Raw genomic sequence first — 12,419 nt, forward strand, 5'->3', positions numbered from 1 at the left:
ATCAACACCTTTTTGATCCTTTATCTTCTAAAACACCACCTTAGGCAAACATTCATTTATAGCGTAAATACAACAACCTACTTCATTATCAGCAAACAAAACTTACAGCTCTATCATAGTTTTGTAAAACCGCTTTAACCAAAAACAAAGATACTTGCAAAAATATAATTTAGTACACACAGGCTTTTAGTGTATATCTACTCATAATTGTCGAATAATTTTTTAGCAACTATCGTTTTTAGCAATGACTACACAAAACAATATCACGGACTAGCCGAACACCGTTTTACAAAGTAGGCAACAATCTAAAAAACATGGAACTTAAACATCAAATTACCCCGATGGCTGTATTGGCAGCAATGCTGTTTGCGTGTAATAGCAGTAACCAAACAGAAAACCATAGTAACAATGCATTACAAACAAACGAGGCAAAACAAATAGTTTCTCATGTAATGACAAAAGAAGAGCAAGAAAAGCTTACACCCGATGCCGTTTTGAAGGAATTTATTGATGGCAATAAACGTTTTCAAAGCGGGCAAACCACCATTAGAGACCACAGCGAGCAAGCCAGAAAATCTGCTCCAGGGCAGTTCCCAAAAGCAGTTGTGTTAAGCTGTCTTGATAGCCGGGTACCTGTTGAAGATGTTTTTGACCAAGGTCTTGGCGATATTTTTGTGGGTCGTGTTGCCGGAAATTTTGTTAACGAAGACCTTTTAGGCAGTATGGAATTTGCTTGCAAAGTTGCAGGAGCAAAACTAATCTTAGTAATGGGACACCAACATTGTGGTGCCGTAAAAGGCGCAATAGACGATGTTAAACTAGGAAACATTACCGCTATGTTGACGAAAATAAAGCCGGCCGTAGCCATGAGCCAAGATTTTATCGGACAAAAAACATCAAAGAATGATGAATTTGTAAAACATGTTTCAGAAAACAACATCAAACACGCTATCCAACAAATTCACGAAAAAAGCCCCATACTTAAAGAAATGGAAAGCAAAGGCGAAATTAAAATTGTTGGTGCCTTTTACAGGTTAACAGACGGCACGCTTGAATTCATCAAATAACAACCGATGCCATGACGCCATAGCTGGTTTAGCGTTTCCCTTCGGATCAGTAAGCCTAAAAGAAAAACCGAAGTGCTCAATTCGCAAAAGAAACATAAAGCTGCTGTGGCTGTCATTTTTTATAAACAAAACATACACTAAATTTTACAACCTGGAGCGCTCTATGCATACATGAGAACATTTAGTCTCCTTTCACTATACTTAAAAACAGACCGATTTTAATCACTTTTCAACTGCACATGCCATCATTTAGCTCATATTCTTACTAACTTTAGCAAGAATAAATCCAAGGGTACATGAATACTACTGCGCAATTCTTAATTACCGTCTGTTTGCTTTTTTGCATTGTTAATTGTGGTTCGCAAAAAGTCGAAAGGTTTTTTCCGAAAATTGTCTACAAAACCAATGATTTAACAGTAACTCAAATTTCAGACAATGCTTTTGAACACACCTCCTACCTCCAAACCAACGATTTTGGAAAGGTTCCCTGCAATGGGCTAATTGCTAAAGATGGCAATGAAACCATTATTTTCGATACACCCACTAACGATAAAGGCGCAGAGGAATTGATCAAGTGGATTACGGAAAAACTAAACTGTAAAATCAATGCGGTTATACCAACTCATTTCCATGATGATTGCTTGGGTGGTTTAAAAGCTTTCCATGAAAATGGTATTCCATCTTACGCCTATTTTAAAACTATTGCTTTTGCTAAAGCGAAAAACTTTACGGTTCCTCAAAATAGCTTCAACAAATCGCTCAATCTTAAACTGGGCGCAAAGCATGTTACCGTAAAATTCTTTGGAGAAGGCCATACTAGAGACAATGTAATAGGTTATTTTCCTAGCGAACAGTTAATGTTTGGCGGCTGCTTAATCAAAGAGATAGATGCCACAAAAGGCTTTCTCGGCGATGCCAATGTTTCTGCCTGGCCAACAACTGTAGAAAAAATAAGAAAGGAATATCCAAAAGTTCAAATCATTGTTCCGGGCCATGGCGAACGAGGCGATAAAAAATTGTTGGACTACACCATCCGCTTATTCGAGAAACAGTAAAACTATTTATTAACTCAGCTTCAACCACTCTTCATAGCTAATTACACCTAATTCCAGTTTTCCTTCTCCTTCTAGCATAGCAATAAATTCCAAGTCATGTCCATCGGGATCTTTAAAGTAAATGGCCACTGCCGGCATCCAGGCAAAAACCATCGGCTTTTCAGTTCCATCTTTTAAAAAATTGTAAGGCTGTAGGCTGCGTTCTTTTAAAAATGCTACCGATTTATTCAGCACATCATCTAACTCGCATCTAAAAGCAAAATGACGAATATCTATTTCTTCTTTTGGCTTTTCCCACAAACCTAACATTGCACCTTTGGGCTCGCCAATCCAAAAGAAAGCTACTCTACGCTCATCATTATAACCGCATTTAATTAACCCCAATACGTTTTTATAAAAATCGATAGACCTTTCTAGATCCTCTACAAAGATGTGCGTTTCAAATAATCCTTTAATCATGAAACGAAGTTACATCTAACACCTAGGCTAAGAAAATCACTTCTTTCAATCAGTTTATCAAGAAAATCTATGAATGAAATTTTGCAATAAAAGAAACGGGGACTTAGCATACCGCCTTGTCCCCGCCATCTAAATTAACGCTCTCAGATATATAAACTCATTCATTGAAACTTTATTATATATCGCTTTAAAAAAATCATAAAAAAGCCCAAGTATAAAAAACTTGGGCTAATCAACTATAACATTAAAACGAAAACTATGGCATTAACACCGCATCAATTACATGGATTACGCCGTTAGATTGGTTTACATCAGCAATGGTAACTTTAGCATCAGCACCTTTTGCATCTCTTACATATAAGTCTTTTCCTTTAGTCCAGAAAGTTAAGTTACCACCTTCAACAGTTTTCATGGTTGCTTTACCATTTCCTTTCTTAACTGCGGCCCAAACATCCTTTGCACTGTAATTACCTGCTAATACATGGTAGGTTAAAATTTTAGTCAACATTGCCTTATTTTCTGGCTTTACTAAAGTTTCTACAGTTCCTTTTGGCAATTTATTAAAAGCAGCATTAGTTGGTGCAAATACGGTAAATGGCCCGTTAGAAGATAAAGTTTCTACTAAACCTGCTGCTTTTACTGCTGCAACCAAGGTGGTATGGTCTTTAGAGTTTACAGCATTTTCTACGATGTTTTTAGTTGGGTATATTGCCGCTCCTCCAACCATTACTGTTTTTTGTTTGTTTTGCGCTTGTGCTACGTCTACGCTTGCGAACATTACACTTAATGAGCATACGCCCAGTACTACAATTTTTGTTAACTTTTTCATACGTTTTTAATTTTGTTTTTAGTTGTGAAATGGAATAGCCAGATTGTATTCTTTTTTGTTGGTATTTCGGCAATCATGGCTATTTCATAATTTAATTAATTTAATGGTTATGAACCGCTCAAGAGTTTATTTCTAGTTAGAAAAGCCAAGTTCTCGATGGTTTCATGATTTTTATAACCGCATCTACGAGAATAGATTTATCTCTGGATTTTATTTTTATACTTTTTTTCAAAAAATCTTTTTTTTACGGGAAAGGAAATCGATACAAAACCAAATGCATATTTAATTGTTTGTGTATCATATATTTTTCTATTTTTGTTTTTAAGCATTTAAATTTTTGAACGTCCAGATCAAGCTATCCGAACAAGAAATTGTCGCTTTGTTATTAAAGCAAGACGAAAAAGGTTTTAATTATTTGTACGATAATTATGCTGGAGCTATATATGGTATCATTACCAAAGTAGTAAGCGAAAAGGAATATGCAGATGAAATTATACAAGATGTTTTTGTGAAAATTTGGAAAAACATTGTACAATTTGACCCTGAAAAAGGACGTTTATATACGTGGATGATTAACTTAGCAAGAAATACAGCTATAGATTACGTACGTTCTAAAGGCTATCAAAACCAACAAAAAAACCAAACCATTCCAGAATTCGTAAATGAAAGCGAGCAGTATGCTACAGCATTAAATGTTGACCATATTGGAATGAAAGATATATTAGCTCAATTAAAGTCTGATTGGCGAGAATTGATTGAATTAGCCTACTTTAAGGGATATACGCAGCAAGAAATTGCCGAAAGGCTTGATATCCCTATTGGCACAATTAAAACTAGAACCAGAAATGCGTTAATTGAGTTGAAAAGATTGTTAAAAGACTACCGATAAGAATTGGATATTAAAGAATACATATCGTCAGGAATTATAGAGGCCTATGTAATGGGATTTGCTTCTGAGGAAGAAATCAGCATTTTGGATTGTGTTAGAAAAAACAATCCAGAAGTACAGCAGGCCATTATAGATGCGCAAGAAACCTTAGAGGATTTTGCCACTAGGGAGGCTATTGCCCCACCACCGGCATTAAAATCTGCGATATGGGCTAAAATTTCAGACGAAAATCGAGAACAGCCAATTACTGCAACACAACAACCAGAAACAATTGCCACACCTCTTTATCCAACACAAAGTATAGATAATAGCAAAGCAACCTTAAAATGGTTTGCCGCTGCGGCAAGTGTTCTATTGGTAGCTAGCATTTCTCTTAACTTTTACCTAAACCACAATAAAAATAGCATCAATGCTCAATTAGCAGCATTGTCTCAAAATCAAAAAACAACCGATTTAGCTTACCAAAACCTGAAAAGCAAATGGGATATGGCAAGTAACCCTGGCGTTAGAACAATTCCACTACTTGGTGTAGAAAAACACCCAGATATGAAAGCCATGGTATATTTTGAGCAAAATTCTAATGCTGTCTACCTTACTTTAGAGAATTTGCCAATGGCTCCTAAAGATCAACAATATCAATTATGGGCAATTGTAGAAGGTAAACCGGTAAGTTTGGGCGTATACGATCAAAACTCTGAAAAAGCAATGCAACAAATGATTGCCGTAAGTGCAGCGCAAGCTTTCGCAATTACATTAGAGAAACGTGGCGGAGTAGCCTCTCCTACTATGGAGAATATGTACGTGATGGGCAAAGTTTAGCCTTTTATTTAGCGAAAGCCCATTCCAAAAATTTAGGAAAAGCCTTCCCCCATGTAGGCACATCATGCTTCCCTCCAACCATTTCGTAATAAAAAATATCCGACGGACGTTGATAGCCCTTTTTTAGCAGTTCTTTAACTACATCAACTGTATCGTCAATAGAATCGATAATAAAGTTTTGGTTGCGGTCCGCTTTTTCATCGTCAGTACCAGTCATTAGCCAAAACTTGAGTGCTGGCTTTGCCGAACTTTCTTTCAGCATTTCATGTAGAATACGATCGTCATCAGTGTAACCATCGCTCAAATCTTTTTTACGCCACCAAAACGAGCCAGAAAAAACACCAACCAAATCAAAAACAGTGCTATGGTGCCAAGCAATATCAAAGGCCGTTAAGCCACCTAGCGAGAAACCAGCAAAAGCCTTCTTACCGCTAATATTAACGTTCACTTCCTTATCAATAAAAGGCAATAGCTCTTCAACAATAAAACTGGTATACAAATGCGCCTTGCTGCCCCTGTTCTTAAAGTCGGGCCGGTTAGCTATGCCATATTCTTGTAAACGTTCTTGGCCAGCACTAATTCCAACAGCTACTGTAGGTTCAATCTTCCACTTTTCGTATAACGATGAAAGCGATTGATCTAAACCCATTTGAGCCAAATCTTGCCCATCATTTACTAATAAGAGGTTTACTTTTTCGTTCCCCAATAAATTATCAGGCACATATATGTCTATATCAACATTACGTTGAAGAAATTTCGATTTTATTTGATAGGTAGTTTTGATAACAGATGCAATAAGGTTTCAGAAGAAAAAAACACTTCTCTCCAATTCTGTTGCAAAGTTACCATTATCCTAAAAAACAGGCAACCCTCTATTGCATTTAAGCGGCAAAAAATATTTCTCAGATATTTTTGTTGTTGATAATGATTTACTTATCTTAAGTCGTCTAAACATTATACCCATGATAGAAGAATTACACAAATGGCATAGTCCCAATTTAAATAAAGAGATAGAAACCCTCGTCTTCGGTCATAGTGGCCACCCAATTATCCTATTTCCAACAAGTATGGGCCGTTACTATGAAAACAAGGATTTCAAATTAATCGATTCGGTACAAAATTTCATTAACGAAGGCAAAATTAGGATTTATTGCCCCGATAGTATCGATTCTTTGAGCTGGTACAACAAGCATATCCATCCGGCAGAGCGGGTAAAAAACCACATTTGGTACGATAAATTTTTATTAGAAGAGCTGCTGCCTCTAGCAAAAAGCCAAACCGGCAAAGAAAAGGTAATTACTGCAGGCTGTAGCTTTGGCGGTTACCATGCGGCTAATTTCGCCTTTCGCCACCCTTGGGCAGTTAGCCACCTGTTTAGCCTAAGTGGCGCTTTTGATATTACTGGACAATTAGATGGATTTTACAACGATGAGGTGTACTTTAACAACCCTGTAGACTACCTACCTAACAACATTAATCCCGAACTTTGGCAAATGAAAATAGTACTGGGCACAGCCGATAGAGATATCTGTAGACCCGACAACGAGCGCATGTCTGGCATTTTACACCAAAAAGGTATACAGCATTGGCTGGATATTAGACCAAATGCCGACCACGACTGGCCAGTATGGCGAGATATGTTCCCAGAATACATTTATCAATTATAAAGTGGTCAGGTATCAGTAAGCGTACTAAAACAATTAACCAAATACACAGTTAAACAGTTAACCCACATTTCAAATACTTAACAAAAAACATATAACCCCAATGAAGAAAATAGGAATTTTATTTGGCCAAGAGCGTTCATTTCCGCAAGCGTTTATAGACAGAGTTAACCAAAAAGCAGTAAAAGGAATTACTGCAGAGTTTGTTAAAATCGACAAAGTTTTTCAGGCCGAAAAACCAGAATATGCTGTAATCATCGATCGTATTTCGCAAGATGTGCCTTTTTATCGTGCTTACTTAAAAAATGCCGCAATGGGTGGCACAGCGGTAATTAACAACCCTTTTTGGTGGAGCGCCGACGAGAAGTTTTTTAACAATGCACTAGCAGAAAATATTGGCGTGCCTGTACCAAAAACAGCTCTAATTCCATCAAGAGAACACCCAGACGATACCAACGAAAACTCGTTTAGCAACTTGGTAATGCCCTTTGATTGGGATGCGATATTTGAATACACTGGTTTCCCAGCTTATATGAAACCTTTTGATGGCGGTGGCTGGAAAGAGGTTTACAAACTATGTAGCAAAGAAGAGTTTTTTGAAAAGCACAGCGAAACCAAACAAACGGTAATGATGCTGCAAGAAGAAATTATTTTTGATGATACTTTAGATGTTATTGCATTGGCGGCAAGCACGTACGTATTATGCAATACGAGCCACGTAACCCACACCATTTACGCTATGTAGTTGATGGCCCAAAACCAAGTGAAGCACTTTTAAAAACCATAGAAGAATATACTTTAAAACTGAACCAATATTTAGGCTACGATTTTAACACCGTAGAATTTGCAGTGCGTAATGGCGTACCTATTGCTATTGATTTTTGCAACCCAGCACCAGATGCAGGCGTAGAAAGCGTTGGCGCCGAAAACTTTGAGTGGGTGGTAGAAACCGCTGCAAATTATGCTATAGAAAAAGCACTGGCTCAAGAATTTGGTAAAGACAACCTTACTTGGGGCAGTTATGTAAAATCTGGCGCAACAGGCACTCCGCTTATTGCCAAGGCAACTAAAACAGTTGCAAAACCTGCAGCAGCAGCAACAAAAGAAAAACCTGCGGCAAAGCCTAAAGCCACCACCAAAACTGCTGCTAAAAAATCAACCAAATAAATAGCCAAACAAACTATCTATGAACGAGTTTACCTTAGGAATTGAAGAAGAATACATGATTGTTGATCCTGTAACACGGGAATTGACTTCTCATGAACAAAAAATTGTAGAAGCGGCACAAAAAATCCACAAAGACCAAGTAAAAGCCGAAATGCACCAGGCCGTGGTAGAAGTGGGTACTGGAATTTGCAAAAATACCGACCAAGCTCGCCAAGAAATTACCCAACTGCGCAAAACCGTTGCAGAATTGGCCGGCGAGCAAGGTTTACGCATTGGTGCTGCTGGTACGCATCCGTTCTCGCACTGGGAAAAACAGTTAATTACCGAGCACCCTCGTTACAACGAAATTGTTAATGAGCTGCAGGAAGCTGCCAGATCTAATCTTATTTTTGGCTTGCACGTTCACGTAGGGTTTCAATCGCGAGAGCTGGCCATACACATTGCCAACCAAGTGCGTTATTTCTTGCCTCACGTTTTTGCACTTTCTACCAACTCTCCGTTTTGGGAAGGCCGAAATACGGGCTACAAATCATTTCGCACTAAGGTTTTTGATAAATTCCCACGTACTGGTATTCCTGATATTTTCAATAGCATCGAAGATTATGATAACTATGTAAAACTTTTAATTAAGACCAATAGTATCGATAACGCAAAAAAAATATGGTGGGATATTCGTGTGCATCCTTTCTTCGAAACTATTGAATTTAGAGTGTGCGATTGCCCAATGCTAATTGATGAAACCATGGCTTTTACAGCATTATTTCAAGCGTTATGCGCTAAATTGTATAAGCTACGTTTACAGAATTTGAACTTCATTTCTTACAGCAGAGCACTCATTAACGAGAACAAATGGAGAGCCGCCCGTTACGGAATTGATGGAAATTTGATTGATTTTGGCAAAGAAATGGAAGTAAATTGTCGAAATTTGGTGCTCGAACTGTTAGATTTTATAGACGATGTAGTAGATGAGTTGGGCAGCAGAAACGAAATTAACTATGTACATCAAATTTTAGCCAATGGTACAGGTGCCGATAGACAGCTCGCTGTTTTTGAGCAGACCAAAAGCTACGAATCTGTGGTAGATTACATTACCACACAAACATTAATAGGTGCTAAATAAAAAAATGAACGATATTAATTTAAAGGTAGCCGTTATAGATATGAATAACGGGTTCCCTAACCAGGGGATGAGGGGTATACAAGAGATTTTACACCGATACAAAATTTATAATCAGCTTAACCTAAAGGTTGATATTTTTGACATTAGGCAGCGAGGAGAAGTACCAGATTTAAGCTACAATATTTACATTTCTAGCGGGGGGCCAGGCAATCCTTATGATGGAGAAGGGCAAAAATGGGAAGCCGATTTTTTTGATTTACTAGATAGAATTGATGATTTTAACCTAAGTAACAACGAAAAGAAGCACGTTTTTCTAATTTGCCATTCCTTTCAATTGGCTTGCAGAAAATACGGTCTGGGCGAGGTTACGCAGCGTAAATCTAATGCTTTTGGTATTTTCCCTATTTCCTTAACCGAAGCTGGAGAAAAGGAACGTGTTTTTGATGGACTTTACAACCCTTTTTACTCGGTAGATAGTAGAGATTGGCAGGTGGTACAACCTAACCAAAAGGTTTTCGAAAAAATGGGTGCACAATTGTTGGCCATAGAAAAAGAACGCCCACATGTAGATTTAGAAAGATGCATGATGGCCATCCGCTTTTCGCCTTACAAGATTGGTACACAATTTCATCCAGAAGCAGATCCAATTGGTATGAAAATGTATTTATTACTAGAAGAGAAAAAAGAATTGATTATCAAAAATCACGGTAAAGAAAAGTATGATGACATGATTGATAGCCTGGAAAATCCAGATCGGATTATGTTGACACAAAGTGTGATTTTACCAAATTTCTTGGACGAGGCGATAAATGCGCTTCAAGAAGTTTAGCTGTAAAAAATTAAAGAAAGATGATGTAGAAGCAGCCGTCATTTCGACCTGAGGGAGCATTGAAAATCAACGAAGTTAAATCTAGTATCTGAGGATTATTATTAGATTTCTCCTCGTTACTCGTCGAAATGACGGCATTTTCCTAAAGTAGCACTAAATAAACAGATTCCTTCTAACGTTGGAATGACAAGCAGCTTTAAGATTGCTTCGTGCCTAGCAATGACGTAAACAACAACGGAACTTCCTATGATCACAAACCACCGACAAGCTTTTAACGCTAATTTTAGCATAGCAAAATATCAAACCTTTTTAAAACAATTAGGAGCAGGCTACCCTGAAATCACTTTTCGTGTTGCCGAGTCTCCCATATTTATCTCAGCAGATTTAAAGCAGAAATTAATAACGGCTGGCGAGGAGATTATTGCTTTAATTAAGCAAAGCAACTTTAAACAGCTTACTCAAAATGCCATCCCTAAAGAATGGTCGGTCCCAAATGAAAACGATCATCCGCATTTTTTGACATTTGATTTTGGCCTTTGCAAAGATGAAAACGGCGAAATTTCGCCCATGCTAATCGAAATGCAAGGCTTTCCATCATTATATGGTTTTCAAGCTCTTTTGGCAAACACCTACAAAAACGCGTACGGTTTAGCAGAAAATCTATCTCCTTATTTTAACGGTTTAACCGAAGAAAGTTATTTCAAATTACTTCAAAAAGTAATTGTAGGAAACCATGAACCACACGAAGTAGTGCTGATGGATGTTGACGCAAAAAACCAAAAAACAGCGATTGATTTCTACGCCACCGCTAATAAAATTGGCATTAAAATTCTTGCACTAGAAGAAATTAATAAAGAAGGAAATAAGCTTTTTTACACTGAAGGCAATGAAAAAATTCAAATCAAAAGAATTTATAATCGCTTAATTTTTGATGAAATAGCCGATAACACCGAGTTATTTGAACAAAGCTTTGACCCAAGAGAGGAAGTAGACGTAGAATGGATTACACATCCCAATTGGTTTTATCGCATCAGCAAATATACCATGCCCTTTTTAAACGGCAAATTTGTGCCCGAAACTAGGTTTTTAAATGAAATAGAGGCTATTCCGCCAGATTTAGAAAATTATGTACTAAAGCCACTTTTTTCTTTTGCTGGCATGGGTGTAATTATTGATGTAACCGAAAAAGATATCGTTGAAATTAAAGATCCCGAAAACTGGATTTTGCAACGCAAAGTAACCTACGAACCACTAATACAAGCTCCAGATGGCGGGGTAAAAGCCGAAATACGCTTAATGTACCTTTGGCCAGATGGCGGAGAACCTAAGCTTTGTATTAACTTAGCCCGTTTAAGTAGAGGCAAAATGATTGGCGTACGCTACAATGCAGATTTTGATTGGGTTGGAGGTACAGTAGGATTGATGGAGTAGTTTCTATATTAATATTTGTGGTTTAGCAATTAATTGGAACTGGTTATCGAAGGATTTAATTATTAGTCTTCGACAAGCTCTGACTGACACAGGATGTTCAGATCAGCATTAACTTGAGCTTCTTTTACAATATGCCAACAATTAAACAATTCATCAATAAAGCAATTACCTATATTTGTAAGCATGGATATTCAATTCATATTGATGATTGTTATTTTCGCTGCTGCATTAATTTATGTGGGGCGCATCATCTATCGTAGTATATCTCCAAAAAATGAGGGTTGTGGTACAGGTTGCGGAAAATGTGCTGCCAATTTTGATCATATTTCTAAACCAAAAACTTAATTACCAATGCTCGATAAATTTGCTTCCTATCTTAAAAAAAGGCTTGCTATTACAGAAGAACAGGCTGCAGAAGCCGTTAGCTGTCTAACCATCAAAACTTACAAAAAAGGGCAAATTTTATTAAGAGCAGGCGATTTAAAATCTGAAGCTTATTTTGTTAACAGTGGTTTACTGAGGTATTTTTCTATAGATGAGAAAGGCAAAGAGCATATCATCCAATTTGCACCCGAAGACTGGATGTTGTCTGATAGAGACACCTCTGTTTTTAACGAACCCGCCTTTTTTTATATCGATGCCATTGAAGATACCGAAGTGGTGGTAGTAAAAAAAGATTTTTTTCCGGCTATTAAAAATATTGTACCCGAAATTTTAGAACTTAATATTTTAATGCTGCATAATTCCATTAGGTTTATGCAAAAAAGGTTAAATATGTTATTATCCGCAACTGCGGAAGAACGTTATCTCGACTTTATCAAATTATACCCCAACCTAACTTTACGAGTACCCCAATGGATGATTGCATCCTATTTAGGCATTACCCCCGAATCATTAAGCAGAGTACGTAAAGACTTAGCTAAAAAACACTTTAAGTAATAGGTTAACTGTTAAAATTGGTTATTTGCTTAATCTATTGACTACAAAACTAATGAACGAGTGAGCCGATGAACCAAATTCATTACTTAACATACATCAACGTTTAACTAAACTGCCCGCCATAACTTTGTGTTATTAAAATTAGAAACAC

The 12,419-nt window shown here is 37.2% G+C and carries 15 protein-coding genes; 12 read left to right on the plus strand and 3 right to left on the minus strand.

The genetic code is table 11. The features are described 5' to 3' along the window. Positions 1-314: 314 nt before the first annotated feature. Positions 315-1,067 (plus strand): carbonic anhydrase family protein, encoded by a 753-nt coding sequence (locus tag OVA16_RS04135; RefSeq protein ID WP_267763666.1) that lies wholly within the window; start codon positions 315-317, stop codon positions 1,065-1,067. A gap of 296 nt (positions 1,068-1,363) precedes the next feature. Beyond that, positions 1,364-2,122 (plus strand): subclass B1 metallo-beta-lactamase, encoded by a 759-nt coding sequence (gene bla / locus OVA16_RS04140; RefSeq protein ID WP_267763667.1) that lies wholly within the window; start codon positions 1,364-1,366, stop codon positions 2,120-2,122. Positions 2,123-2,131: 9 nt separating this feature from the next. On the opposite strand, the gene OVA16_RS04145 is transcribed toward bla, so the two are convergent. Both OVA16_RS04145 and OVA16_RS04150 read right to left on the minus strand, forming a co-directional pair. Further along, entirely contained in the window at positions 2,132-2,581 is a 450-nt protein-coding gene (locus OVA16_RS04145; protein ID WP_267763668.1) for a VOC family protein, read from the minus strand. 256 nt (positions 2,582-2,837) lie between these two features. Continuing rightward, complete coding sequence (locus OVA16_RS04150) at positions 2,838-3,410, minus strand: fasciclin domain-containing protein (protein WP_267763670.1); 573 nt, start codon at positions 3,408-3,410, stop codon at positions 2,838-2,840. Between the two features lie 337 nt (positions 3,411-3,747). On the opposite strand from OVA16_RS04150, the gene OVA16_RS04155 reads away from it, so the two are divergent. Both OVA16_RS04155 and OVA16_RS04160 read left to right on the plus strand, forming a co-directional pair. Beyond that, the gene (locus OVA16_RS04155; protein ID WP_267763671.1) at positions 3,748-4,299 is read left to right on the plus strand and encodes an RNA polymerase sigma factor; all 552 of its coding nucleotides are present in this window, start codon (positions 3,748-3,750) and stop codon (positions 4,297-4,299) included. 3 nt (positions 4,300-4,302) lie between these two features. Continuing rightward, positions 4,303-5,118: an anti-sigma factor gene (locus OVA16_RS04160; RefSeq protein WP_267763672.1), complete on the plus strand. Its 816-nt coding sequence runs from the start codon at positions 4,303-4,305 to the stop codon at positions 5,116-5,118. A 4-nt stretch (positions 5,119-5,122) separates the two neighbouring features. Here OVA16_RS04160 and OVA16_RS04165 read toward each other — a convergent pair whose 3' ends face one another. Then, entirely contained in the window at positions 5,123-5,839 is a 717-nt protein-coding gene (locus OVA16_RS04165; RefSeq protein ID WP_420712334.1) for an alpha/beta hydrolase, read from the minus strand. Between the two features lie 241 nt (positions 5,840-6,080). Here OVA16_RS04165 and OVA16_RS04170 point away from each other — a divergent pair, with 241 nt between their 5' ends. The 8 genes from OVA16_RS04170 to OVA16_RS04205 all read left to right on the plus strand — a co-directional run bounded on the left by OVA16_RS04170 (position 6,081) and on the right by OVA16_RS04205 (position 12,268). Further along, positions 6,081-6,785, plus strand: coding sequence for an esterase family protein (locus OVA16_RS04170; protein ID WP_267763673.1), 705 nt, complete (start codon positions 6,081-6,083; stop codon positions 6,783-6,785). Between the two features lie 100 nt (positions 6,786-6,885). Next, positions 6,886-7,527: an ATP-grasp domain-containing protein gene (locus tag OVA16_RS04175; protein ID WP_267763674.1), complete on the plus strand. Its 642-nt coding sequence runs from the start codon at positions 6,886-6,888 to the stop codon at positions 7,525-7,527. Beyond that, a complete protein-coding gene (locus OVA16_RS04180; protein ID WP_267763675.1) occupies positions 7,485-7,949 on the plus strand; it encodes a hypothetical protein in 465 nt (154 codons plus the stop codon). Before OVA16_RS04175 ends, OVA16_RS04180 begins: the two co-directional genes overlap by 43 nt. 19 nt (positions 7,950-7,968) lie before the next feature. Then, on the plus strand, positions 7,969-9,069 hold the full coding sequence (locus tag OVA16_RS04185; RefSeq protein WP_267763676.1) for a carboxylate-amine ligase: 1,101 nt from the start codon (positions 7,969-7,971) through the stop codon (positions 9,067-9,069). Between the two features lie 4 nt (positions 9,070-9,073). Then, positions 9,074-9,898, plus strand: coding sequence for a type 1 glutamine amidotransferase (locus tag OVA16_RS04190; protein WP_267763678.1), 825 nt, complete (start codon positions 9,074-9,076; stop codon positions 9,896-9,898). A 246-nt stretch (positions 9,899-10,144) separates the two neighbouring features. Next, a complete protein-coding gene (locus OVA16_RS04195) occupies positions 10,145-11,329 on the plus strand; it encodes a hypothetical protein (protein WP_267763679.1) in 1,185 nt (394 codons plus the stop codon). A gap of 183 nt (positions 11,330-11,512) precedes the next feature. After that, entirely contained in the window at positions 11,513-11,674 is a 162-nt protein-coding gene (locus OVA16_RS04200; protein ID WP_267763680.1) for a FeoB-associated Cys-rich membrane protein, read from the plus strand. 6 nt (positions 11,675-11,680) lie between these two features. After that, positions 11,681-12,268 carry a Crp/Fnr family transcriptional regulator gene (locus OVA16_RS04205; protein ID WP_267763681.1) on the plus strand — a complete coding sequence of 196 codons (588 nt, stop codon included), beginning with the start codon at positions 11,681-11,683 and terminating at the stop codon, positions 12,266-12,268. The last annotated feature ends 151 nt before the right edge of the window (positions 12,269-12,419 follow it).

Origin of the sequence: Pedobacter sp. SL55 (genome assembly GCF_026625705.1) — a bacterium.
In the GTDB taxonomy this organism is placed as follows: domain Bacteria; phylum Bacteroidota; class Bacteroidia; order Sphingobacteriales; family Sphingobacteriaceae; genus Pedobacter.